Origin of the sequence: Butyrivibrio sp. VCB2001 (assembly GCF_000423965.1) — a bacterium.
Classification (GTDB): Bacteria; Bacillota; Clostridia; order Lachnospirales; family Lachnospiraceae; genus Butyrivibrio.
Map to the genome: position 1 here is coordinate 60,929 of NZ_AUIZ01000017.1, position 24,726 is coordinate 85,654.

General features: G+C 45.0%; 27 protein-coding genes, 3 tRNA genes and 1 rRNA gene. 7 read left to right on the forward strand and 24 right to left on the reverse strand.

Translation table 11 applies throughout. The annotated features are described in order from the left end of the window. Positions 1-175: 175 nt before the first annotated feature. Positions 176-346 (forward strand): DUF362 domain-containing protein, encoded by a 171-nt coding sequence (locus G589_RS0114100; RefSeq protein ID WP_022766260.1) that lies wholly within the window; start codon positions 176-178, stop codon positions 344-346. Between the two features lie 49 nt (positions 347-395). Here the strand turns inward: G589_RS0114100 and dnaB are convergent, their stop codons facing one another. From dnaB to G589_RS0114115, 3 genes are read right to left on the reverse strand one after another with little or no spacing between them, the layout of a single operon-like run. Then, complete coding sequence (gene dnaB / locus G589_RS0114105; protein WP_026522577.1) at positions 396-1,739, reverse strand: replicative DNA helicase; 1,344 nt, start codon at positions 1,737-1,739, stop codon at positions 396-398. 1 nt (position 1,740) lies between these two features. Beyond that, positions 1,741-2,187 carry a 50S ribosomal protein L9 gene (rplI, locus tag G589_RS0114110; RefSeq protein ID WP_022770741.1) on the reverse strand — a complete coding sequence of 149 codons (447 nt, stop codon included), beginning with the start codon at positions 2,185-2,187 and terminating at the stop codon, positions 1,741-1,743. A gap of 4 nt (positions 2,188-2,191) precedes the next feature. After that, positions 2,192-4,243, reverse strand: coding sequence for a DHH family phosphoesterase (locus G589_RS0114115; RefSeq protein WP_026522578.1), 2,052 nt, complete (start codon positions 4,241-4,243; stop codon positions 2,192-2,194). Between the two features lie 212 nt (positions 4,244-4,455). Between G589_RS0114115 and G589_RS21325 the strand changes: the two genes are divergently transcribed. Next, positions 4,456-4,845 (forward strand): PepSY domain-containing protein, encoded by a 390-nt coding sequence (locus tag G589_RS21325; protein WP_026522579.1) that lies wholly within the window; start codon positions 4,456-4,458, stop codon positions 4,843-4,845. Between the two features lie 55 nt (positions 4,846-4,900). Here G589_RS21325 and G589_RS0114125 read toward each other — a convergent pair whose 3' ends face one another. Then, positions 4,901-5,431: a YgjV family protein gene (locus G589_RS0114125; protein WP_022770739.1), complete on the reverse strand. Its 531-nt coding sequence runs from the start codon at positions 5,429-5,431 to the stop codon at positions 4,901-4,903. Beyond that, the gene (locus G589_RS0114130) at positions 5,428-6,612 is read right to left on the reverse strand and encodes an MFS transporter (protein ID WP_242826457.1); all 1,185 of its coding nucleotides are present in this window, start codon (positions 6,610-6,612) and stop codon (positions 5,428-5,430) included. Before G589_RS0114130 ends, G589_RS0114125 begins: the two co-directional genes overlap by 4 nt. A gap of 164 nt (positions 6,613-6,776) precedes the next feature. Between G589_RS0114130 and G589_RS0114135 the strand changes: the two genes are divergently transcribed. Further along, positions 6,777-8,324 (forward strand): sodium/proline symporter, encoded by a 1,548-nt coding sequence (locus G589_RS0114135; RefSeq protein WP_026522581.1) that lies wholly within the window; start codon positions 6,777-6,779, stop codon positions 8,322-8,324. A gap of 77 nt (positions 8,325-8,401) precedes the next feature. On the opposite strand, the gene G589_RS0114140 is transcribed toward G589_RS0114135, so the two are convergent. From G589_RS0114140 to G589_RS0114175, 8 genes are all read right to left on the reverse strand, one after another. Further along, positions 8,402-9,130, reverse strand: a complete 729-nt coding sequence (locus G589_RS0114140) for an AlkZ-related protein (RefSeq protein WP_026522582.1) — start codon at positions 9,128-9,130, stop codon at positions 8,402-8,404. A 15-nt stretch (positions 9,131-9,145) separates the two neighbouring features. Continuing rightward, complete coding sequence (locus tag G589_RS0114145) at positions 9,146-9,772, reverse strand: flavodoxin family protein (RefSeq protein WP_026522583.1); 627 nt, start codon at positions 9,770-9,772, stop codon at positions 9,146-9,148. A 22-nt stretch (positions 9,773-9,794) separates the two neighbouring features. Further along, a complete protein-coding gene (msrA, locus tag G589_RS0114150; RefSeq protein WP_026522584.1) occupies positions 9,795-10,280 on the reverse strand; it encodes a peptide-methionine (S)-S-oxide reductase MsrA in 486 nt (161 codons plus the stop codon). Positions 10,281-10,297: 17 nt separating this feature from the next. Beyond that, positions 10,298-11,293 carry a DUF4003 family protein gene (locus G589_RS0114155; protein WP_026522585.1) on the reverse strand — a complete coding sequence of 332 codons (996 nt, stop codon included), beginning with the start codon at positions 11,291-11,293 and terminating at the stop codon, positions 10,298-10,300. A gap of 69 nt (positions 11,294-11,362) precedes the next feature. Further along, a complete protein-coding gene (locus tag G589_RS0114160) occupies positions 11,363-11,794 on the reverse strand; it encodes a DUF7684 family protein (protein ID WP_026522586.1) in 432 nt (143 codons plus the stop codon). Positions 11,795-11,958: 164 nt separating this feature from the next. Further along, positions 11,959-12,948, reverse strand: a complete 990-nt coding sequence (locus tag G589_RS0114165; RefSeq protein WP_051192403.1) for a PstS family phosphate ABC transporter substrate-binding protein — start codon at positions 12,946-12,948, stop codon at positions 11,959-11,961. Positions 12,949-13,107: 159 nt separating this feature from the next. Beyond that, complete coding sequence (locus G589_RS0114170) at positions 13,108-13,317, reverse strand: hypothetical protein (protein ID WP_026522588.1); 210 nt, start codon at positions 13,315-13,317, stop codon at positions 13,108-13,110. Beyond that, positions 13,317-13,541, reverse strand: coding sequence for a hypothetical protein (locus G589_RS0114175; RefSeq protein ID WP_022770897.1), 225 nt, complete (start codon positions 13,539-13,541; stop codon positions 13,317-13,319). Before G589_RS0114175 ends, G589_RS0114170 begins: the two co-directional genes overlap by 1 nt. A gap of 152 nt (positions 13,542-13,693) precedes the next feature. Here G589_RS0114175 and G589_RS0114180 point away from each other — a divergent pair, with 152 nt between their 5' ends. From G589_RS0114180 to nagE, 4 genes are all read left to right on the forward strand, one after another. After that, the gene (locus tag G589_RS0114180; RefSeq protein ID WP_026522589.1) at positions 13,694-14,437 is read left to right on the forward strand and encodes an alpha/beta hydrolase; all 744 of its coding nucleotides are present in this window, start codon (positions 13,694-13,696) and stop codon (positions 14,435-14,437) included. A 137-nt stretch (positions 14,438-14,574) separates the two neighbouring features. Further along, positions 14,575-15,978 (forward strand): aldehyde dehydrogenase family protein, encoded by a 1,404-nt coding sequence (locus G589_RS0114185; protein WP_026522590.1) that lies wholly within the window; start codon positions 14,575-14,577, stop codon positions 15,976-15,978. Between the two features lie 201 nt (positions 15,979-16,179). After that, a complete protein-coding gene (locus G589_RS0114190) occupies positions 16,180-16,662 on the forward strand; it encodes a PTS sugar transporter subunit IIA (protein WP_026522591.1) in 483 nt (160 codons plus the stop codon). Positions 16,663-16,706: 44 nt separating this feature from the next. After that, the gene (gene nagE, locus G589_RS0114195) at positions 16,707-18,149 is read left to right on the forward strand and encodes an N-acetylglucosamine-specific PTS transporter subunit IIBC (protein WP_026522592.1); all 1,443 of its coding nucleotides are present in this window, start codon (positions 16,707-16,709) and stop codon (positions 18,147-18,149) included. A gap of 29 nt (positions 18,150-18,178) precedes the next feature. Here nagE and pflA read toward each other — a convergent pair whose 3' ends face one another. The 11 genes from pflA to G589_RS0114250 all read right to left on the reverse strand — a co-directional run. Further along, positions 18,179-18,913, reverse strand: a complete 735-nt coding sequence (pflA, locus tag G589_RS0114200; protein WP_026522593.1) for a pyruvate formate-lyase-activating protein — start codon at positions 18,911-18,913, stop codon at positions 18,179-18,181. 29 nt (positions 18,914-18,942) lie between these two features. After that, a complete protein-coding gene (pflB, locus tag G589_RS0114205) occupies positions 18,943-21,201 on the reverse strand; it encodes a formate C-acetyltransferase (protein ID WP_026522594.1) in 2,259 nt (752 codons plus the stop codon). A gap of 236 nt (positions 21,202-21,437) precedes the next feature. After that, positions 21,438-21,701: a 30S ribosomal protein S18 gene (gene rpsR / locus G589_RS0114210; RefSeq protein ID WP_022766233.1), complete on the reverse strand. Its 264-nt coding sequence runs from the start codon at positions 21,699-21,701 to the stop codon at positions 21,438-21,440. A gap of 15 nt (positions 21,702-21,716) precedes the next feature. Next, positions 21,717-22,196, reverse strand: a complete 480-nt coding sequence (locus G589_RS0114215) for a single-stranded DNA-binding protein (protein WP_022770905.1) — start codon at positions 22,194-22,196, stop codon at positions 21,717-21,719. Positions 22,197-22,213: 17 nt separating this feature from the next. Beyond that, positions 22,214-22,501, reverse strand: a complete 288-nt coding sequence (gene rpsF / locus G589_RS0114220) for a 30S ribosomal protein S6 (protein ID WP_022766231.1) — start codon at positions 22,499-22,501, stop codon at positions 22,214-22,216. A 110-nt stretch (positions 22,502-22,611) separates the two neighbouring features. Further along, positions 22,612-23,367 carry an NAD-dependent protein deacylase gene (locus G589_RS0114225; RefSeq protein WP_022770906.1) on the reverse strand — a complete coding sequence of 252 codons (756 nt, stop codon included), beginning with the start codon at positions 23,365-23,367 and terminating at the stop codon, positions 22,612-22,614. A 20-nt stretch (positions 23,368-23,387) separates the two neighbouring features. Next, positions 23,388-24,080 (reverse strand): S1 RNA-binding domain-containing protein, encoded by a 693-nt coding sequence (locus G589_RS0114230; RefSeq protein WP_026522596.1) that lies wholly within the window; start codon positions 24,078-24,080, stop codon positions 23,388-23,390. A gap of 79 nt (positions 24,081-24,159) precedes the next feature. After that, a tRNA-Cys gene (locus G589_RS0114235) sits at positions 24,160-24,230 on the reverse strand. Between the two features lie 23 nt (positions 24,231-24,253). Next, positions 24,254-24,325, reverse strand: a tRNA-Glu gene (locus G589_RS0114240). A gap of 33 nt (positions 24,326-24,358) precedes the next feature. Next, a tRNA-Asn gene (locus tag G589_RS0114245) sits at positions 24,359-24,431 on the reverse strand. 73 nt (positions 24,432-24,504) lie between these two features. Continuing rightward, positions 24,505-24,726: ribosomal RNA gene (locus tag G589_RS0114250) — 23S ribosomal RNA — on the reverse strand; the annotation flags it as partial.

Genomic DNA, 24,726 nt, shown 5'->3' on the forward strand with positions numbered 1-24,726 from the left:
TCAGCCAATTTATAATATTTTTATCAATTAATCTGATAAAAGTTTTCGTTATTGTTATTGATTAATCACTTTTTCTATATTATGATAAATAAGTAACAAAGGCAGGTATGGCTAAGCCGCTTTGTTATGCTACACATTAGTAGTAACTTTTTTATTTACGGAAGGAGAATTTATTATGGCATACGTTATTAGTGATGGTTGCATCAGCTGCGGATCATGCGCTGCTCAGTGCCCTGTTTCAGCTATTTCTCAGGGAGACACACAGTACGTTATCGACGCTGACACATGTATCGATTGCGGATCATGTGCTGCTCAGTGCCCTGTTTCAGCTATCTCTCAGGGTTAATTGAATACAAAAACATGAGCCTTTCGGCATCTGCCGAAAGGCTCTTTTTTTATCTTCCTTTTTCAAGATTGGCAAACTTAGTGAACTGTGGAAGCCACATAAGCTCCACCGTTCCGATAGGGCCGTTTCTCTGCTTGGCAATAATGATGTCAGCAACGCCCTTCTTCTCAGTGTCTTTATTGTAGTAGTCATCTCTGTAGATGAACATTACCATATCCGCATCCTGCTCGATGGCTCCGGACTCACGAAGGTCTGAAAGCATGGGCCTGTGGTCCGGTCTTTGCTCAACCGCACGGGAGAGCTGTGAGAGCGCAACAACAGGAACGTTGAGCTCTCTGGCAAGAGCCTTGAGAGCACGGGAAATGTCTGAAATCTCCTGCTGTCTGGATTCTGAACCTCTTCCTGTTCCTCCTGTCATGAGCTGCAGGTAGTCGATCATGATTACCTGAAGTCCAAACTCCATCTTGTACTTTCTGCACTTTGAGCGGAGCTCCTGGATCGAGATACCGGGAGTATCGTCGATGATAAGTCTGCTCTTTCCAACTACATCAGCACTCTCAATGAGGTTCTCCCAGTCCATGTCTGACATGTTACCGGTACGGATGTGCTGTGAATCAACATGGGACTCCATGGACAACAGACGGTTTACCAGCTGCTCCTTACTCATCTCGAGCGAGAAGATGGCAACACACTTATCATCATGGAAAGCCATGTGCTCAGCGATGTTAAGAACGAAAGCCGTCTTTCCCATTGAAGGTCTTGCTGCGATAAGTATGAGATCTGAAGGCTGGAAGCCTGCTGTGTCATAATCAAGATCTGTAAAACCGGTGGCGTGACCCGTTACGTTTCCTGTGGTCTTGCTGGCTTTCTCTATTCTGTCCAGAGCGTTCATAACGATCTTGTCGATGGCAACGAACTCTCCGGTATTTCTCTTTTGTGTTATCTGGAATACGCTCTTTTCAGCATCATTGAGGATTCCTTCCATGTCATCTGCATTGTTGTAGCAGTTGTTGATGGTATCTTCGCTGACGTGGATGAGCTTTCTGAGTGTGGACTTCTCAGCAACGATCTGGGCATAATACTTGACATTGGCTGAGGTTGGAACTGCATCAACAAGGCTTGCCAGATACTCTGCACTGCTGGTCTGTGCCGATACATTCTTGTCCCTTAGTCTGTCCTGAAGTGTGACAACATCCACCACTCTTCCGTCAGCCTCAATCTCCTCCATGGTCTGGAACAGTATTCCAAGTTGTTTGTTATAGAAGTCATCTGCCGTTATTATCTCAGATGCTACGTGAATGGCTTCCCTGTCAAGAAGCATGGCGCCCACAACGGACTGCTCAGCTTCAAGGCTGTTTGGTGCCACTCTTTTCAGAATGGTCTCTTCCTGCATATTACTGTTCCTTTACCTGAACCTTCAAAGTGGTTGTAACCTGTGGATGAAGCTTAACGGGTATCTCATAGGTGCCGAAAGCCTTGATGGGCTCAGGCATCTGAAGTTTCTTCTTGTCAATGTCAAATCCGAACTGCTGCTTGGCGGCTGTCACGATCTCTTTTGATGAAACAGAACCGAATACTCTTCCGCCTTCACCGGCCTTCATGGTGAGCTGAACTGTCTTCTCGGCAATCTTTTCACCGTAAGCCTTAGCTTCGTCAAGCTGCTGTTTGGCAACGATTGAATCCCTCTTCTGCTGGTTCTTGAGCTCGTTGAGGTTCTTCTGAGTAGCCTCTACGCCCAGCTTCTTGGGGATAAGCATATTCTTGGCGTATCCGTCGCTTACCTTAACGACCTCGCCCTTTTTTCCTAAACTCTTTACGTCTTCTAATAAAATAACCTGCATTATATTACAATTCTCCTTCTTCTAGCATTTTATCAAGTGTCTTCTTAAGTGTGGCAATGGCCTCATTGACTGAGACGCCTTCCATCTGACATCCGGCGCTGCTCATGTGACCGCCTCCGCCGAGCTTCTCCATGATGACCTGTACATTGACTTCATCGATGGATCTGGCGCTGACATATACCTGATTCTGGTAGTCAGTGCATACAAAGCTGGCTCTTACGCCCTTGATGTTCAAAAGTTCATTGGCTGCCTGAGCGCCAACGATGGTCGGGCTTGAAATATCGTCATTGGTAAGAACCGATATTGCAAATCTGCCCTTGTAGATCTCTGCCTGGCTTACTGCGTCAGCCTTGGCCTTGTACTCGCCTACGTCCTCTCTGAAGAGCTTTCTTACTCTTGTTACGTCTGCGCCGTTTCTGCGAAGGAACGCTGCTGCCTCAAAGGTTCTGACACCGGTCTTGTTCATGAAGTTGTTGGTGTCTACCATGATGCCTGAGTAGAGACTGTCAGCCTCTTCTGCATGGATCTTGACGTTGTCACCGATGTACTGAAGGATCTCAGATACCATCTCACAAGCTGATGAAGCATATGGCTCAACATAGGAAAGTGTGGCGTTCTCTATAACCTCTGCCCCCTGCCTATGGTGATCGAGAACAACTATGGTCTTGCAGAATCTAAGAAGCTCAGGGCACTCGGTAATGCTGGGCTTATTAACATCAACTACCACAAGAACCGTGTTGTTGCCTGCCATATCAATGGCCTGCTGATTGGATATGATCATGTCATCTTCGTACTCTGGATTGGACTTGAACAGGTCAACCAGTGGCTGCATGGAAGTTGTGACATCGTTTAAAACGATGTGGCACTTCTTGTCCAAAGTCTTGGCGATCCTGTAGATACCAACGGAGGATCCGAAGCTGTCTACATCACCCATTCTGTGTCCCATTACGATGACATCGTCTTTGCCTGAAATGATCTCTCTAAGGGCGTGAGCTTTAACTCTTGCCTTAACCCTTGTACTCTTCTCGATCTGCTGGCTCTTGCCTCCGTAGTAGGAGATGCTGTCCGCAGTCTTGACAACCGCCTGATCTCCGCCTCGTCCGAGAGCAACGTCGATGGCATTTCTTGCAAACTCGTAGTTCTGCGCATAGGAGAGTCCGTTAAGACCGATACCGATACTCAAGGTAACTGCCATCTCATTACCGATATTAACAGTCTTTACATCCTCCAAGATATCAAATCGCTGTTCCCTTAAAAGTTCACATGACTTCTTGGGCATTACAACGAAGTACTTATCCTTCTCAATCTTCTTGGTAATACCGTTACAGGAAGCGATGTACTTGTTGATCTTACGGTCGATAAGAGCGGTCAAAAGAGATCTTCTTACTTCCTCTACGCTGTCCAGCGCCTCTTCGTAGTTATCAAGATAAATAAGTCCTGCTGCCAGTGACTGATTATCTACTTCCTGAATTGCCAGTTTAAGTGCTGTCTCATCAAACAGATAAACAGCTATAAGGCTTCCGTCATACCCCTCGGCATCTATGATGTCGCTGTTGGTCGCCATCTCTTTTAACGAGATCCTCTTGAGCTTCATGGTGTAGTTGCTGTTCTCATATTCTAGTTCGTAGGAGAGCTCCTCATATCCAACCGGGAACTTCTCTACAGTAATGGTTGGGAAAAGAGATGTTATGGACTTTCTGTATCCTCTCTCCTGATGAACGATCTTCTCAAACGCCGAGTTGGTCCAGACAACCTTGCCGGTGTCATCAAGTACCGCGTGAGCAAGATCAAGTTCCCTCAAAAGCTTTTTCTGGATCTGACCATACTCCGTAGCAAAGCTGACAAGCTCATTCATAATGATGGGCTTGCTGTAGAAATGCATATACAAAACCGCAATGAAATAAAGTCCTGTGAATGCAAGAAGAATCAGACCGGCAGTGATACTGACAGTAAACACCGCCAGATTGACCAGCGCCAGCAGGATTCCAAGATATGTAAAGACGCGAAAATAAGACTTAAGTCTCCCCTTTAGTTTAACTCTGTTCTTACCAGCCATATTTCTAGTCCTCTTCCCCCCAACGTATTGGACATTAGATGCAAAATTATCACTAATATAGTATAGCATAAAACCCATTTGATGGGGCAGACGAATTACTTTTAAGGTAGTGTGACAGTTTTGTGATTTTAGTTTTGTTATTCTTAACCTATCAAAAGACAACAACGCTTCAGAGAAGCAAATAAAAATTGCACATAAAGGAGAATAAAATTATGAAGAAGACTATGATCACAAGAGCAGCAACACTTATGGCAACAGTAGCTATAGCAGTTACGGCATTACCCATGACAGCATTTGCAGCAAGTCCATGTCACAGTGGACAAGGAAGAGACGGAAAGAAATACGCTCCGGTATATACCACAACTACAACTCCTACAACAACACAGACTTTCACAGGCCCTGTTACAAAGGATCTGGCTCTTCAGATAGCACTCACACATGCAGGATACAAGCAGAGCGAAGTGCAGTTTCCTATAGTTAAGAAAGATTATGATGATGGAATGGAAGTTTGGGAAGTAGAATTCCACAAGGGATTTATTGAATACAATTACGATATCGAAGTTTCAACAGGACAGATCGTAGATTTTGACATTGACGATTAACATTTCTTTTTCATACATACACAAAAATAAGGGAAGGACGAAAGTCCTTCCTTTCTTATTGTATATCTTCAGCCTTTTTTGCTTTTTCTTTCCTGGAGTCCATGATCATTTTGATGAGTGTGACTGTGCTGGTTACAACTGTAAGAGCATCGAAAGCAGCACCGGTATAGGACTTCAGGACAAAGTGATAGATCGCCCAGGGCACAAATGAAAGTGTCACAAGGAGCTTAAACTTAACAGGGTCCTTGATATCCATAAATATAATATAGACGGTGCAGACTGCTGCCGGAATAATTCCAAGAAATCCCTGGTCATTGAGGGCGATGGTAAATCCTATGGATGCAACTATAAGAATTATCTTCCACGCAAGATTCAGCTTGTCCTTGTAGCAGAGGAAATTCCTGAAGCAGGAAAGGACGTTGCTGACAGCGCCTGTCACTCCCCCGAGAAGGAGCATGCTCACAGCCTGCATAAGGAGCTGGATGGTCTGCACAATAAGAATCCTGCTCTTTTTCTTGATGGCGCCGGATCCTACCTGGACTATGGCAGCCACGAAATCTATTATGTTCGCAATGATAATGTTCATTTTATGTTGATACCCTTCTTTACTTTTCTTACTAATATCATGATGAAGATCATGTCGATGAAAAGAGCTATCGCAATGCTTCCTACTCCTGTTGCGATGCCAAAATCATCGGCGATGAAACCAACTATAGAAGGCATGATTATAGACCCGAAACTGGCTGTTGTCAAAATAAAGCTCCAGGCAAGGCTGTATTTCTTGATGAGTTCTCCGGCAAAAGACACTGTGGTTGCGTAAATTCCTGCCATAGAAAAGCCAAAGCCCATGATGCCGATAACGATCGGAGTCGTTGACCTGGACATGATAAGCACGATGAAGAACAGCACAATTCCGATGCCCATGGCCGGCAGAAGATTTTCTTTTTTGACCTTGGTGGAGAGGAAGGCTGTCGTCAGTCTTCCGCACAGTATCATTACCCAGAGGATGCTGGCTGTGCTCTGTGCAAGGTTTGGTGGCAAAAGACCTGTATCCTTAAAGTAGGTGATCATCCAGCCTATTACTCCCTGCTCTGCGCAGAGGTAGAAAAACAGTGTGGCTGTGACAATGTAAAATATGGGCTCTCTGAAAAATCCAAAAGTATTGCTTGTGGACTTGTCTCTCTTTTGATCAAGCTCTTTTACCTCGTCCTGATCCTCAGGGATCATGTAGTACATAACGCAGGTCAGAACTCCCAAAACCACCAGGAAGATGCATGCATAGACCCAGTTAGTGCTCTGAGTCCTTGTGATCATCATAAGGATCAGCGGAAATGCGAAGGCTCCGACAGCAAAGCAGGCATGGAGGCAGTTAAGAGCCCAGGCCATTCCTGTTGCTATTGAGTTTATCTTGGTGTTGCAGTAGTTACTGGATGCTCCTCTTGCAACTCCAGTTGCGAAGAAAGCAAATGCCAGAAGAAATTTGTTTCCTCCAAAGAGCATTATGAGAAATGACAATGGGAAAAAGATCTCGAAGAGGAGAATACTCTTTTTCCTTCCTATAAGCATTGGAAGCGCTCCGGAGAAGAAGCTTGAAAAGAGATTTCCCACGGAGTGAAGGCTTACTATCAGTCCGCAAAATGCATAGTCAAGTCCATGCGCATCCCTCAAAAAAGGCAGAAGAGAGCCAATGGAGAGTGCCAGCATTCCGTTTGTCAGAAATACTGCAAAGCATAGTATGAATTGTTTTCTCTTTATCTTATCGTTCACTGTAATTATTCCTTTTTTATTTTCAATTTTCAGCCACAACCCATTATACTGAAGAAATCTTTTTTAATAAATGAAGATATTATACAATTTGTGGTTTTATTTACCTCTTTAATGTGTTAACATGGTGAAGTGAAACATGTATGAAAAAAGAAAGGGGAAACAACATGACATCATCACAAATTGGAATTATCATCTCAATTCTTGTGTATCTCTGTGGAATGCTTCTTGTGGGCTTTGTAAGTTCCAAGGATACCAACGACGTCAAAGACTTTTATCTGGGCGGAAGAAAGCTCGGTCCCTTCGTCACTGCCATGAGTGCAGAGGCTTCCGACATGAGCTCTTACCTTCTTATGGGCGTTCCCGGACTTGCTTACTTTTCAGGTATTGCCGACGCAGGCTGGACAGCTTTCGGTCTTATCGTCGGAACCTATCTCAACTGGCTCTTTACAGCCAAGAGACTTCGTAACTACACAGAGTCTCTGGATGCCATAACCATCCCTGATTACTTTAAAAAGCGCTTCAATGACAAGAGCAATGTCATCCTTTGCATCGGCGCTGCATTTATCCTTATATTCTTCGTACCTTACACAGCATCAGGATTCTCAGCCTGCGGTAAGCTCTTTTCATCGCTGTTCGGTGTTAACTATCAGCTGGCAATGATCGTTTCCGCAGTCATCATCGTGGGCTACACAACAACCGGCGGATTCCTTGCTGCTTCCAAGACAGACTTTATCCAGTCAATAGTTATGACTGCTGCCCTTGCCTTTGTTGTATGCTTCGGTATCAACGCAGCCGGCGGCGTTTCAGCAGTTTCGGAAAATGTTAAGAACCTTCCCGGATTCCTCAATGTAAGTGCAACCTACAACAATGCCACAGGTGCAGCTGACTCCTACGGCTTCTTTAACAAAGTAACAATGTTCTGTTGGGGACTTGGATATTTCGGAATGCCTCATATCCTGCTGAGATTCATGGCTGTCAGAAAGTCATCAGAGCTTAAGCTCTCAAGAAGAATTGCATCCGTATGGGTTGTATTCTCACTTGGTGTTGCCGTTATCCTCGGCGTTATCGGAAGAGCAATGACTCAGACCGGCGCTCTTGAATCTCTCATCGAAGATCCAACAAGCTCATCCAAGGCAGAGACTCTTATCGTTGTTCTTGCAAATCAGATCAGCCAGTACAACTTCCTCTTTGCTCTTATAGCAGGTATCATCATCGCAGGTATCCTTGCATCAACCATGTCGACTGCAGACTCACAGCTCATCGCTGCATCTTCTGCAGTATCTGAGAACATCGTTCAGGATACCCTTGGTATTAAGCTCTCCGAGCGCGCAGCTATGCTGACTGCAAGAATTACTCTTATCGCTGTTGCCGTATTTGGTGTTGTTATCGCATGGAATCCCAACAGCTCAGTATTTGGTATCGTATCCTTTGCCTGGGCAGGCTTCGGCGCAGTATTCGGCCCGGCTATGATCCTGTCTCTCTATTGGAAAAGAGCTAACAAGTTCGGAGCGATTGCCGGAATGATTTCAGGTGGCGTCATGGTATTTGTCTGGAAGTATCTGGTAAGACCTCTCGGTGGTGTTTGGAACCTCTATGAACTTGCTCCTGCTTTCCTTGTTGCAATCATCGTGATCGTGGTTGTAAGTCTTCTTACACCTGCTCCTGATGATGACATGGTAGCGAAGTTCGAGCATGTTTCAAAGATGTCTTAACATACAGTCATAAATCCCAAATTCTTAAAAAAGAGCTGTCGTCCCGTTCTGGAATGACAGCTCTTTGCTTTGTCTTTTTAACTAACGCCTAGGACCTTTTTCATCTGCTCGGAAGTGGCGATTGGATAAATGTCTTTCATGTGTTCTGTAATGCGTGCTCCGGAGTCGGCTGATGACTCTTTATAAGCCGATGTCACATGATCATATCCCCATAAAGTCTCAGGCTTGGTGTAGACTGCTATTGGCCATCCGTAGAGCTCGCCCTTCTTGTTCCTTCTCTGTCTGAAATCCCGAACGCAGAGATAGGTCTTCATCTGAAGGTCGGTTATCGTTCCGTCAAAACCCTTCTCTCCGCCCTTGCCAAAACCTGCACGAGCCTTAAGTTCGTTGGAATATATCTCCTGCTCAGTCTCAAGTACATCCATGATCTTCTTCTGGCGCCTTGAGGCCTTCTCATCATCCCAAAGGGCATCAAAGTCATAACCATCGCGCCTGTGATTTGCAAAATACGGAAGCCATTCTTTGGAGATAAAGCCTGCTTTCTTATCAAAGAACTTGCCGTAGGCAACCTCTGTACTTCGCGCAATAAGCTCTCTCCACTCCCAGGGATCAACCTCCGGATCTCCACACCACCAGTAGTCCGGCACAGTGCGCTCCTCCAGCGAGAATCCCGGAATATCATTTTTAAACAGGGGCAAAAAACCTGTCTCATTTATGTAGTTGATCGCATCCCGGACAGTGTGCAGGCATTCCGGATCATTCCAGTCAACGCCGTACATTATCCAGGTTCCGTTTTCATTTCCCATGCCTTGCCTCTGTTATTACTTGCCGTCAGGGAAGCTTGTAAAGGAGTCTTTCTCCACCAAAGGCTCGCCATACTTCTCTTTTGCATCAGCAAATGCCTTGATCATAAAGGACATGTTCCTGGCCAGATTTCTCATGGTCTGAAGGCCTTCAAGATCCTTCTCTACATCTTCTCTTGAGAAGCCGTGCACCTGATTCCAGTATGTACTGGACGCAACAGGCATGCCACTGATGGTGAAATATTTGTTCAGCACATCAAAGGTTGCTGTATTGCCGCCTCTTCTGCAGCTGACTACTGCAGCTCCCACCTTAAGGTGCTTGGAGAACGATGTGCTGTAAAAGAGTCTGTCCATAAACGAAAGGATAGTTCCGTTGGGAGAAGCGTAGTAAACAGGGCTTCCGACAACAAGGCCGTCAGCATCCTTGAACTTCTCTGCCACCTCGTTTACAAGGTCATTAAATACGCACTTTCCATTCTTTTCACAAAAGCCGCAGGATACGCATCCGCGGATATCCTGATTGCCAACCTGGATAACCTCAGTTTCAACTCCCTCTTGTGAAAAGACATTTACCATCTCCTCAAGCGCTCTGGCTGTACAGCCGTTTGCATGAGGACTGCCGTTTAAAAGTAATACCTTTGCCATAAGAACCTCCTGATCTTCTGCTTTATAACTTTTTCCTACCGGACTCTATCAGCTCTTTCTCAAAAGCCTCAGGGTTCTTCAGGTAGTAGTCCTGATGATACTCCTCAGCTTCGTAAAAGCTCTTGAACTTCTCAATTGCAATTCGGGCGCGCTTTCCCGACTCCTCTTCCAGCTTCCTGATGCGAGTCTGTGCCCTGAGCTTCTCCTCCTCTGTGGTGTAGTAGATTGCCAGGGTATAGGAAAATCCCTTATCGATAAACTGTCCCTCTCCATCATATGGGTCAACGTTTGCCAAAAAGATATCCAGAAGCTTGTCATATGTCACCTTGTCGGGATCATATTCAAGCATTATAGTCTCTCGATGCCCTGTCTTCTGGGCCTTCACATCTTCATATTTGGGATTAACCTCATCCCCTCCGGAATATCCGCAGACCACCTTGTCTACTCCGTACATCTTATAGATCGGTGTGACGCACCAAAAGCATCCACCGGCAAAATATGCTCTCATAACTGTCCTGCCTTTTATCAATGTGATGAAGAAGTTGTTGCGGAAGAAGTACTTGCAGCCATGATAGCTACTAGCATTGCTGTCTGCTCTGCAACTACTCTTGCTACGGCTCCGCTTATAACAGACGCTCCGACCTTGTAGTTCTCGTCGGAATTGTCCCCTGCAACCATCATGGTTCCAAACATAAGCCTTGTAGCCTTGCCCATGTCAAACGCACCAAAGCCCTTATTGCCCTTTAAGTAATCGGCTGTCTCTGCAACCTCTGCTGCAATGTCGTCAGGGCCTGCGTTAATGCCTATAAGTGTTCCAAGTGAAGCCAGCTCATAACCCTTGCCATACTTAGCTCCTGCTGCAGCAAAAGCATCATAAATATCTATGGCCTTATCTGCTTTATCCTGTGCACCACCTTCGTATGAAGTAAGAACCTGGCTCAGTGAATATACTGCATTGTCATGAAGAGAAAACTTCTTCTTAAGGCTCTGATAGGTCTCCTCAAGCTCTTCCAGGATGTCTTCTGTCTTCTTGCCACTTATGGCGAGAAGAACGGCAAAAGAGGTATCCTCATCCGATGTAAGGAATGGATGAGCCTTATTCATACCCTTTAAGATCTCATTCGTCTTCTCTATAATAGCATCTGCCTCAGAAGCCCTACCCACATCACAAATAGTCATGGCAGCAAGTGCTCTGTAATGGGATTCCCAGAACTTACCCTTCTGGAACTTCTTATATACTCCTGTAACATCCTCAAGATAGCCCTCGGGATCTGCACTGAGAGCCATCTTAGCAGTTACTATGAGCTCGCTGCTTCCTCTGAACTCTGAGAATATTCCCTCTTTCTTCTTGAGGATCTTATGACACTCTTTAAGCATCTCAATATCGACGTCCCTATCCTTCTCAGCGAAGGTAGCAGCTGCAATCGCAGCAATGCTGCTATTCTCAAGCCAAAAGCCTTTATGAATCAGTTTCCAGTTCTCGATCATTAGATCACATTTTCTTGTAATTGCTTCCCTCATTGTTGCTCCTCCTGTAGATGTCGTTATTAAGCAATATTATAAATGCTTTTTATGTATAATTTATGAACATCATGCCTCTTCCAAGACATTCTGGCACTCTCTGATAAGGGACATATTGCTGCAGAGGATCAGCACCTCATTCCAGCATGTATAAACTTCGTCTGCAAGAGATTCGATATCCTCAAATCTCCACATAACCGCGAAGTCCTCATAGCCTGTGATATCGTTGAAGCCGTTGATCTCACGATCCGCCTCATCAAACACTCTCTGCCACTCATCAGATGCTGTTCCGCAAAATGCCACATTCTTGCAGCCCTTCTTGAGGATTACGTCTGCCAGCTCCTTGATAAGAGTCTCATCTATGATCTCGTCGGTCACTATTATCACTGTGTGATTGGAAAGATCTCTGAGGTTCTTCCTGTTATCAAAGATCCTGCGGTTAAAGATTCCAAAAGAAATATTCTGGTTTAAGGTATCCTCTGTATATATGTGCTGAATCATGGTAACTCCTCCTTCTCAATCAATGAAGCTTTTTTCTGTTATACACAGCTTAGCAAGGATTGAGTCCCATTTTCAGTACAGTGAGTCAGTGGGGACGTTTCAGTTTGACTCAAAAAGGAGTCAAAAAGGAGTCAAAGAGAACCGTCCCCATTGACTCCTATAATTTACTTTGGAAGTGCCACATATCCGCAGTCTTCGATAAGCCTTTGGCCTTCATCTGACAAGAGCCACTCCACAAGTTCTTTTATATTCTTATTATCATTGTCCTTACGGTAGACGACGTAGAAGCTGGCAGTCAAAGGATACGAACCGTTTCTGATGTTGTCTGCATCAGGATATACTCCGTCAACTGCGAGCATCTTAACACCGCTATCGGCGACCATGCCCGACAAATAGTATCTGAAGGAATATCCGATGGAACCCCCGAGGATGTTCATCGGGTTGTGGGTTAGGACAATTTCTTTTCCCATGAACTTCTCCATCATGGTCTGTGACCCCGAGCCCTTGATCCTGACAAGTGGATTTATAAGCTTCGACGGGCCTCCGACTTCGTTCCAGTTGGTGATCTCTCCGGTGTAGATATCCCGGATCTGGTCAGCTGTCAGGCCATCTACCGGGTTCTTTGAGTTTACAAAGAAGACAAATGCCTCAAGTCCAACCGTAACAATCTCCAGCTCGACACCTTTTCCGGCAGCCGACTGAAGCTGCTCCGCCGATGGATGAGCTGTAAAGAACAGATCCACCGATCCGTTGACCATGGCATCAAAGCCACGTATCGTGTTCTGATACTGCATCACGCTGTCATCAGCAAAGTTCTCCCCATAGAAATTGTCATCGGAAAACTCTCCGCCCTCATAGGTAACGCTCCCTTCAGGATAGCAATTATCAATTACCGAAGCGTAAACCGGAACCAGCGCAGCTGCGCCGTCCAGCACCGGAAGGTCGTCCCCTTCTTCAAACTTCAAAGAAGAATCCACTCTGGCAAGGTCAGATTCTTCCTCAAAAGGCAGGTACTTCGATACATCTATCATCTTTCTCTGGGAAGCGCTGCTGAAATTGTTGCCGACGCGCCTTGTTACAGTCATAAAAATAAAGCCATTTACCAGCACTGTGACCAGCACCACTGATAAAATGGCCATTATCCGTCCCTTCATCACCATATCTCCTGTGATATCAAATGTATAATTGATGAATTCTCATAGGCTCTGTAAGCATATATGCAATGTGATAATGTGAGCAGGATTGCCAATATGCTTACTATGATCAAAACCTTCAGAAATCCCTTGTCTTCCATAGTATTCAGCCTTGTCTTTTTACATATTTGCCACTATTGCCCAAGTGATCAGGAACAGGAATGTTCTCCCAATTACGAAAACTATGGTACAGGCAACAACTACACCAAAAACGACTGCATACCAGGGATTCATTTTTCTATTCTCTTTTTTAGCGGCGCGGTATTCCTTGATAAACAAAACAATAGAAGTAACCAACGCTACAATTAAGAGTATACTTACAATTTCCATTAAATCTTTCCTTGTCTTATCACGCGAAAACTTTTATTCCATTTCTGCTCTATTCCGCGCCAGCTGTAGGTAAGCTCTCCGTTCGGATAAAGGCAGACAGATTTGGATGTTATCTCCGAAGGGTTGTCATAGGAGTCATAATATGCACCTCCGCTAACCCTCTGTGACATTTTCTTATAAACGAAACCATCGATTGTTATTACTTCCGGAAACTGTGTGATCATAAGCTCTCTCCATTAGTATAAATACGGTTGACGGGTTCTTATACATTATATTGTAGAACGATTGAATATACAATACAAGATAATGTATTTAACCATTTTACATTTTATTGATTATAATTAAGTATAAATACGTCAACCATCCGGAGAATGCGATGAAAAAGAAATTTCGGTTCAGCCTGATCCTGGTCACAGCATTACTTGTTTTGGCAGGATGCAGCTCTTTTAAAACAGACAATTCCAGATACTATCTCTACACTCCCAAAGACACCAAAAGCCTGCCTCTGGTCATTGTCTTCCACGGCTATGGTGAAGCTGAAAATGCCGGAAACACCAAGGTCGTCTCTACCCTAACCTCGACCGAGAGTCAGAGTAAGCACTCTTGCTATGTTTTAGCACCGCACATTGATGACAATATCTTTTTGGCAGAATCAAACAGGCTAAGTCTGTACGCAGAGGTAAAAGAGATTTCAGACCACCTTATAGCTGAAGGAAAAGTTAACCCCTCAGCAGTCTATTGCATGGGCAATTCCTTCGGCGGACTTGCAACCGTGGAATTCTTGGAAACCTATCCTGAGGATATCGCCGGCGCCATTGTCATGTGCCCTGCACTCACCTACTCACGGGATTCCTCCACTAATCTCTCTAAGATAAAAGACATTCCGATATGGTTTGCACATGCTACAAACGACAATGTAATTCCTGTTGATGTCAGCAGATCTGCTGTCTCCACCTTAAAGGCCATGGGCGCAGAAAACGTATCTCTCACTGAATTTAGCGACCAGGAAATGCTCTCAGCCGGCGCTCTTACAGGCTTTCATCAGGCAGACTTTGCCGTGATGGCAGATGATCGGTTTATGGAATGGCTCTTTTCCCTAAGTTGCCCTCCCCGTCCTTAGATGTTAGAATCATGAATTGTATACTTGGCAAGTATTCGGGAAAATAATAGTAAACCGTTAAAAGGAGAGTTTAAATACTCTCCTTTTTTGTTACAATTAATTCGGAGACGTTGTTGAAGACTCACATGGAGGATGCTATGTACACTGAAGATACGATCAGAGAGATAGTTGATAAGCAACGTGAATTCTTTTATTCGGGAAAAACCCTGAATGTCGAATTCAGGCTCAGACAGCTGCGAAGACTTAAAGCAGCCATTATCAAAAATCAGCAGGTCCTTGAGGACGTACTGTACAGAGATCTGGGAAGAGCCCCTATGGAAGCTTACTTCTGCGACATAGGAAGCGTAATCCTCGAGATCAACGAGACCATGAAAGGCCTTAGAGGATGGGCAAAGCCTGAGACGCATTTTAGCGGTCTTCACTGCTTTCCAAGCATAACCACCAAGGTCTACAAAGTTCCATACGGCGTATCTCTCATCATAAGCCCCTTCAACTTTCCCTTTATTTTATCCCTTGGGGTTTTAATTGCTGCCATCGCCGGCGGAAACACTGCTGTGATCAAGGCAAGCTCCAAGTCACAGCACTGCACTCAGCTTATGAAGAAGCTCATCTCAGAGATATATCCCGATAAATATGTGACCATTATTGACGGCGGACACGACGTGGCTGACATGTGCCTAGCCCAGAAATTCGACAAGATCTTTTACACAGGATCTCCCAAGGTCGGTGTCCATGTCCTAGAACAGGCCGCCAAAAACCTCACTTCTACTGCCCTTGAGCTTGGCGGAGAGACAGGCAACTGGTGCATCATCAGGAAAGATGCAAACCTTAAGGACGCTGCCAGAAAGATTGCTTTCTTCAAAGCCTTAAACAGCGGCCAGATCTGCATCAACATAAATCAGGTTGCTGTGGCAAGCGAAGTCTCAGAGGATTTTGTAAAAGGGCTTATCAAAGCCTTCAATAAACAGCTGGGCGATGAACCTCATGAAAATCCCGAGTATCCTCGCCTGATAAACCGGTCAGCTTATGATAAATGCAAAAATCTCGCCGATGAATACAGAAACAAGATTGTTTATGGCGGATCCGGAAACGATACGACTTTAAAGTATGATCCGACCATAATTTACCCTGTTAATCTAGATGACAGTATCGTGCAGAAAGAGCTCTTTTGCCCGCTTCTGCCGATTGTAACGTACAAGGATGATGAGATCGGCGCCCTTCTTGATACCATTTCAAGACGCGAGCATGGCCTGTCGCTCTACATCTTCACAAGAGATATTCCATGGGCGAAGAAAGTCATGCAGAGAATGCAATACGGTGGAGGCTGTATCAATGAAGTCTGCCTTCACATGATGGTCAAGGGCGCGCCATTTAATGGCACCGGTCACTCTGGAATGGGCGCATATCACGGCAAGTGGGGATTTATGGAGTTTACGCATCCATCTACGGTTCTCATCGGCTCTACAAAGTTTAACCTGAGCATGAGAGAGCATCCTTACACACGCGCCGGACGAAAACTTGTTGAATTACTTGAGAGGTAACAGATACTAAGAAAAGCTTATTAAAGGGCCCCCGAGATCGGAGGCCCCTTAGTTTTTATCGGTTCCGTATTACAGCTTACCATGCTGAGTTTCCTGCAATATGCCAATTTTATGCAATAAAAACAAATTTATTTCCTTCATGAGTTTCTTTTTTATGGTAAAATATTAACCAGAAGTATTGCTTTATGGGGGGAATTCTATATGGGTCTATTCGACAAACTTTTCCAGGGTAACAAAATCACACTTGCTTCTCCTGTTAACGGAGAAATTGTGCCTATAACTCAGGTCAAGGATGATACCTTTGCACAGGAAATGGTGGGCAAGGGCGTTGCCATCATTCCTTCAGACGGCAAATTCTATGCACCTGCTGACGGAGCTCTTATAGCTCTTTTCCCAACAGGACATGCATTCTGCATTAATTCTACTGACGGAGCAGAGATCCTCGTTCACATCGGCATTGACACAGTTAAGCTTGGAGGCGAGCACTACACCATCCATGCAAAACAGGGCGATACCGTAAAAAAGGGTGACCTCATCGTTGAGGTTGATCTCGAGGGCGTAAAAAACGCCGGCTATGATGTCATCACTCCTATGATCGTTTCTAACCATTCCAAGTTTTCAAGTTTTGAGAAAAAGAGCGGAAAGGTAGCAGTGGGCGATGCTGCTATCGTACTGAGCAAATGAATGTAATTGCGGAAAGCAATTCATAAATAAAGGAGGACAAATGTATGATGAAGTATCTACAAAAGATCGGTAAATCTCTGATGCTTCCTGTCGCAGTTCTTCCAGCAGCAGGTATTCTCTACGGTATCGGATATTGGATCGATCCATCAGGTTGGGGTGCCAACAGTGTTTTGGCAGCATTTTGCATAAAAGCTGCATCGGCGATCATTGATCAGATCCCGATTCTTTTTGCCATCGGTGTATCAGTAGGTATGGCTAAAGACCATGACGGAACCAGTGCTCTGGCAGGTCTTGTTTCATTCCTGATGATCACCACACTTCTTAGCACAGGCGCTGTTGCAATGTACAAGGGCGTTGACGCTTCAGAAGTTCCTGCAGCATTCGGTAAGATCCAGAACGCATTTATCGGTATCTTAGCCGGTATCATCGGATCAAGCTGCTACAACAGATTCAAGGATACCAAGCTTCCTGACTGGCTTGCATTCTTCAGCGGTAAAAGATCTGTTGCCATTGTTACAGCGATTGTTTCAGCCGTTACAGCTGCTATCCTGTACTTCATATGGCCTGTAATCTTCGCTGCACTCGTAGCTTTCGGAAAAGCTATCCTCGGCCTCGGTGCTCTTGGATCAGGTATCTATGCAATGCTTAACCGTGCACTTATTCCTTTGGGACTGCACCACGCACTCAACGCCGTATTCTGGTTTGATACAGCAGGTATCAATGACCTGGGCCTGTTCTGGTCAGGCGCAGAAGGCGCAGTTAAGGGCGTTACAGGACAGTACATGACAGGATTCTTCCCTATCATGATGTTCGGTCTTCCAGGCGGTGCACTCGCAATGTATCACACAGCAAAGGATTCCAAGAAGAAATCAGCAGCATCTCTCCTGCTCGCAGGATCACTTGCTTCAATCTTCACAGGAATCACAGAGCCCCTTGAGTTCGCATTCATGTTCATGGCTCCGGGCCTTTACCTTGTACATGCGCTCCTCACAGGTGTTTCTGCAGCAATCTGCACACTGCTTCCTTTGAGACTTGGATTTAACTTCTCAGCAGGACTTGTTGACTACATCCTTAGCTTCAAGGCTCCTATGGCTGTTAACCCTTGGCTCCTTATTCCTATCGGCCTTGTATTCGCAGTTATCTACTACTTCGTATTCCGTTTCGTTATCACAAAGTTCGACCTTAAGACTCCGGGACGAACAGATGACGAGGATGAGGAAGAAGAGAAGCTCGAGCTTGCAAACGACGACTTCACAGCAATCGCTGAGCGCGTTCTTGCAGGACTTGGCGGAAAAGACAATATCGTTGAAGTTGACTACTGTGCAACAAGACTTCGTACAGAAATCAAGGATTACACACTCGTTGATGAGAAGGCCATCAAGAATGCCGGAGTTGCCGGTGTTGTAAGACCTTCCAAGACAGCAGTTCAGGTTATCGTTGGACCTAAGGTTCAGTTCGTACATGATGAGCTGAAAAAGCTGCTCTGATAAAATCAAATAATAAAAAGTCCTAGGTGCTATATTGCACCTAGGATTTTTTTTGCATTTTCTATTCGCTCAGGCGTTGGTGATTCCACGCCTTCAAGGCGGTATGGTATTCCCAGCTCCTGATATTTAGGGACGCCCAACGTGTGATACGGGAGTACCTCCACTTTCTCTACAGATGGAAGCGAGTCAATAAACTCTCTGGTACGACGAAGATAGTCATCATTATCACTACCTCCGGGAACCAGTACATGGCGTATCCAGATTGGAATGCCCAAATCCGATATCTCTTTTGCCATCTGAAGGATATTTCCGTTATCGACACCTGTAAGCTCCTTGTGAGCCTCAGGATCGATATTCTTGATGTCTAAAAGAACTGTGTCCGTAAGCGCCATCAGCTCTTTCCACTTGGAATAAAAAGGTTCTTCATGAGTGAAAGGCTCTCCGGCTGTATCTATGCAGGTACTTACGCCGACTGCTTTTGCTTTCTTAAATAAATCCAGCAGAAAATCTATCTGAAGAAGTGGCTCTCCACCACTTACAGTAATACCACCGCCGTTTTTCCAATATGGCTTAAAACGCAGAGCCTTCTTTAAAAGCTCATCAGCTGTATACTGCTCTCCCTCACCCTCTTTCCAGGTCTCGGGATTGTGGCAAAAAGCACATCTCATCCTGCATCCGCTCAGGAAAATGAGGTATCTAACGCCGGGTCCATCCACGGCGCCAAAACTCTCCAGCTTATTTATATAACCAATAATTTCACTCATTCAAAAAACTCCAATATATCCGGTACTTATCAAAGTGCCTCGTGGCAAGTACGTGAAATTACGTCGAGCTGCTGCTCCCTTGTAAGGTCGATGAACTTAACAGCGTATCCTGAAACACGGATAGTGAAGTTAGCATACTCAGGCTTCTCAGGATGCTCCATAGCATCGATAAGCTTCTCCTTACCAAATACGTTGACGTTAAGGTGATGTGCACCCTGATCGAAGTATCCGTCAAGTACGTTTACGAGGTTATTAACACGCTCTTCCTCTGTGTGTCCAAGAGCACCGGGGTTAATAGTCTGTGTGTTAGAAATTCCGTCAAGAGCCTCTTCATAAGGAAGCTTAGCAACAGAGTTAAGTGATGCAATAAGACCATTTACCTCTGCGCCGTATGCAGGGTTAGCACCGGGTGAAAGTGGCTCACCTGCAGGACGTCCATCAGGAAGTGCTCCTGTAGCCTTACCATAAACAACGTTTGATGTGATGGTAAGGATTGATGTTGTAGGCTCTGAATCTCTGTAGGTATGGATGTGACGAAGCTTGCCCATGAATGTGCGAAGGAGCCAGATAGCGATCTCATCAGCTCTGTCATCATCATTACCGTAACGAGGGAAGTCACCCTCAATCTCAAAGTCCTTAGCAATACCGTTCTCATCACGGATAGCCTTTACTTTAGCATACTTGATTGCTGAAAGTGAGTCTACACAGTGTGAGAATCCTGCGATACCTGTAGCAAATGAACGACGTACATGTGTATCAATAAGGGCCATCTGGCAAGCCTCATAGTAGTACTTGTCGTGCATGTAGTGAATCATGTTAAGTGTTCCAACATAGAGGTGAGCAAGCCAATCCATCATCTGGTCAAACTTCTTCATTACCTCATCATAGTCAAGGTACTCAGAAGTGATTGCCTTGTACTCAGGTCCAACCTGGTCGCCCGACTTCTCATCTACACCACCGTTGATAGCGTAGAGAAGGCACTTAGCAAGGTTTGCACGAGCACCGAAGAACTGAAGCTCCTTACCTGTCTCTGTTGCAGATACGCAGCAGCAGATTGAGTAATCATCGCCCCATGTAACACGCATTACATCATCGTTCTCATACTGGATTGAAGATGTAGTAACTGAGATCTTGGAAGCGTACTTCTTGAAGTTCTCAGGAAGACGGCTTGAATACATAACTGTAAGGTTTGGCTCAGGTGAAGGTCCCATGTTCTCAAGTGTGTGAAGGAATCTGTAGCAAGTCTTTGTAACCTGGTGACGTCCGTCAAGACCGATACCACCAACCTCAAGAGTAGCCCAAACAGGATCGCCTGAGAAGAGCTGGTTGTAAGACTCAATACGAGCAAACTTAACCATACGGCACTTCATTGTGAAGTGGTCGATGATCTCCTGAGCTTCTTTCTCTGTGATGATACCCTTTGCAAGGTCACGAGAGAAGTAGATATCAAGGAATGTAGAAACACGTCCTACTGACATAGCAGCACCGTTCTGTGTCTTGATAGCTGCAAGATATCCAAAGTAGAGCCACTGAACAGCTTCCTTGGCAGTTCCTGCAGGCTTTGAAATGTCGATGCCATAGATGGCAGCCATTTCCTTCATGCCCTTAAGAGCATTGATCTGGTCTGTGATCTCCTCACGAAGCTGGAAGTCATAACGACGCATACCCTGACGCTCTGTAGCTGCAAAATCGGCCTGTTTCTTCTCGATAAGGTAATCGATACCGTAAAGGGCAACTCTTCTGTAATCGCCTACGATACGGCCACGACCGTATGTATCAGGAAGACCTGTGAGGATCTTGTTGTGACGAGCCTTCTTCATCTCAGGTGTGTAGATGTCGAATACACCCTGGTTGTGTGTCTTGTGATATTTTGTAAAGATCTCGTGGAGCTTCTCGCTTGGCTCGTAGCCATACATTCTGCATGACTGCTCTGCCATTGTGATACCACCGAAAGGCATGAAAGCTCTCTTAAGTGGCTTGTCAGTCTGAAGACCAACAATCTGCTCTAAATCCTTTGTTTCTTCTGAAATGTATCCTGCACCATGTGAAGTAAGAGAAGATACGATGTCGGTATCCATATCAAGAACACCGCCCTTGGCACGTTCCTGTGCCTGAAGTTCCTGGAGCTTGCCCCAGAGCTTATTGGTAGCTTCTGTTGGCTCTGCGAGGAAAGACTCATCTCCGTCATATGGAGTATAGTTGTTCTGAATGAAGTCACGTACGTCAACATTGTCTTTCCAGACACGACCTACGAAACCGTCCCACTGTGAAAATTCGTGATTTGCCATAGTGATTCCCTTTCTATTTATAAAAATTCTGTAAAATAGCCATTACATACTATACCATACGGGTGTCAAATTATTAACAATATATTTAACAACTTTTCTCATTTTGGCGAAAGTGACAAATTCTCTCAAAATTCATGGGACTTCTTGTAGGCTTTTACCTTATATTTTGAGCATAAAAAAGACACTTCTTAGAATCTCTTCTAAAAAGTGTCTCTGATTGTTTGTCTTATTACTGATTACTCAGCTACGTAAGGCATAAGTGCAAGATGTCTAGCACGCTTTACAGCTGATGTAAGCTCTCTCTGGTGCTTAGCGCAGTTGCCTGTGATTCTTCTTGGAAGAATCTTGCCGCTCTCAGAAACGAACTTCTTAAGCTTAGCTGTATCCTTGTAATCAATTACATTATCCTTGCCACAGAAAACGCAAACTTTCTTTCTTCTGTGCATTCCGCCCTTTCTCCTTACTGGAGAATCGGATCTATCAGACTTTGTGAAAGCCATTGTATATTCCTCCTTTTAGTTAAAAGGCAGCTCCTCTTCGATTCCATCCGGAATGTTCATGAAGCCATCGCCTGCTGCAGCGGGAGTGGGATCATTTGATGGTGCACTTGCAGGTGCAGGTGCGCTGTTTGCACTGTAGTCAAAGTTTCCGCCGTTTGATGCGTTGTTCTTAGACTCTGCAAACTCCTGATCTTCCACAACCACCTCGGTTGTGTAGACCTTAACGCCATCCTTGTTGGTATAACTACCTGTCTGGATACGTCCTGTAATAAGCATCTTGGTACCTTTCTTAAGGTACTTCTCAGCAAACTCGCCAGCCTTACCAAAAGCTACGATGCTGATGAAATCAGCTGACTGCTCGTTAGGGTCGTTGCTTCTGCCTCTTCTGCGGTCAACAGCAAGTGTGTATCTTGCGATTGCCATAGGCTCAGCGCCCTGTGAATATCTTACTTCAGGATCTCTTGTTAAACGTCCACATAAAATTACTTTGTTCATTATTCGTCCTCTTCTATTTAGGCCTCGTTCTTAACGCATAAATATCTGATGACGCCGTCCATGATTCTCATGCGAGCTTCGATCTCAGCTGGAGAAGTAGGCTCACCATCGAACTGGATGAAATAGTAGAAGCCTTCTGTCATCTTCTCGATCTCATAAGCGAGCTTCTTCTTGCCCCACTCATCGATGTTGGTAATCTGACCACCATGCTTCTCGATAGTTCTCTTTACCTTCTCGATGACAGCAGTTCTTGCGTCGTCTTCGATCTTTGCACTAACAACAACGGCTAATTCGTATTTGTTCATGCTATTTGTTACCTCCTTTTGGTCTCTGGCCACTTGTATCAGTCAAGTGACAAGGAATTTATCACAGGATGATATGTTATCATAAATTCAGGAACTATGCAAGTCCTTTTTTATAATTCAATCCCCTGGAGAGCTGCAAGCTCAGTGAAGACCTTACCGATCTTTTCCCTGATTATAAGGGTGTTCTGAGCTCCGCTAATCTGTATTTCACTCTGATTAATTACTACAACGGTTTTTCCCCTGAAGTAATTAATGAATGAAGCTGCCGGATATACTGTAAGTGATGTACCACCGATTATCAGCATATCTGCGCTGGCAATTGCGCTGATTGCACCATCAACCTGATCATCGGGAAGTCCCTCTTCGTAAAGCGTGATATCAGGCCTTATAGTGCCTCCACAGGAGCACTTTGGAATCGGCTCTGTGGATTCAAAAATATAATCAGCCGGATACTCTTTTCCACAGCTCATGCAGTAGTTTCTAAGAGCACTTCCGTGAATCTCATAGACCACCTTGCTTCCGGCCTTCTGATGAAGTCCATCGATGTTCTGAGTGACGATAGCCTTAAGCTTACCGGTCTTCTCCAAAGCTGCCAGATATTTGTGGGCATTGTTGGGCTCGATATTCCTGGTATCCATCTTCTGTCTGTGGAACTCATAATATACCTTGGGCTCATACACAAGACATGAATGGCTAAGCAGGTATTCGGGCTGATACATGTCGAATCTTACATCGTGCTGGTTATACAGGCCGTCTTTACTTCTAAAGTCGGGAATTCCGCTCTCTGTTGAAACACCTGCACCGCCAAAGAATACTATCTTATCAGACTCATCAATAAGTTCTTTTAACCTTTTGATTTCCTCCATACAACGCCTCCTTTTGGCTATTAAAAACCTGCCTTCTTAAGAAGATCTGCTAAGGATGTTGTAGCCTCTCCTTCGCTCTCAAACTCGATTTTCTCTTCTGTAACTTCTTCTGCACCGATTTCCTCAAGGGCTTTCATGCTAAGACTAAGCTTGCCGTCTTTGATAGCTGTTACCTTAACCTTAACTGTCTGTCCGACCTTAAGAACTGCTGAAGGATGTGCAATTCTCTGATTGCTGATCTGAGAAATGTGCAAAAGACCTGATGTACCATTTTCAAGCTTAACAAAAGCTCCGTAGTTCTGGATGCTCTCTACAACACCTTCTGTTACAAGTCCAACCTGAACCTTGGCGATAGCCTCTGCCTTCTTTTTCTCAGCCTCTTCCTTAAGATAATCCTTAGCGGATAAAACAAGCTTGTCATCCTCTTCATCAACTGTGATTACCTTAACCTTGAGAGTCTTGCCTACAAACTCGGGAAGCTTCTCTTCATCTATATATGAAAGAGAAAGCTTGGATGCAGGAATAAATCCCCTCTTCTCCTCAAGGAAAGCTACTACGCCTCCCTTAACAGCTTCAGTAACCTCTACATCCACATACTCTCCGGAATCAAGAAGTGCATGAAGCTTGTCCCAGATGAAACCATCACCGTCCTTGCCCTTGGCAAGTGACTTGTCGATCTCATCCATAAAATCTTTCATTGTTTCTTCTGCCATACCGTACCTCCAATAAAGACTATTGAATAAATTATAGCACAAAAAAACCTATGAACAACGAATGTTCATAGGTTTTTAGAGGTGACAGGCGGATTTGAACCGCCGCTCGAGGTGTTGCAGACCTGTGCCTTACCGCTTGGCTATGTCACCAGATAAAGGTATTTTCGATGAAATGACTCCGACGAGAATCGAACTCGTGTTACCGCCGTGAAAGGGCGATGTCTTGACCGCTTGACCACGGAGCCTAATGCTTAGCGACCGTGTTTCGGTGCTTCTAGCTCCCCCTGTCGGACTCGAACCAACGACACTTCGGTTAACAGCCGAATGCTCTACCGACTGAGCTAAGGAGGATTATAATAAAAAATTTTGTACCTTCAAAACCGAACACTGAAATCTCTTAGATCCGTCTCTAACCTTTGCTTTTTTGGATAAGCCCTCGACCTATTAGTACACATCAGCTGAACACGTTACCGTGCTTACACCTTGTGCCTATCTAACCTCGTACTCTCCAAGGGGTCTTACTCCATAAAGGTGGGATATCTCATCTTGAGGGGGGCTTCACGCTTAGATGCCTTCAGCGTTTATCCCTTCCGGACGTGGCTACCCAGCCTTATGCACCTGGCGGTGCAGCTGATACACCAGCGGT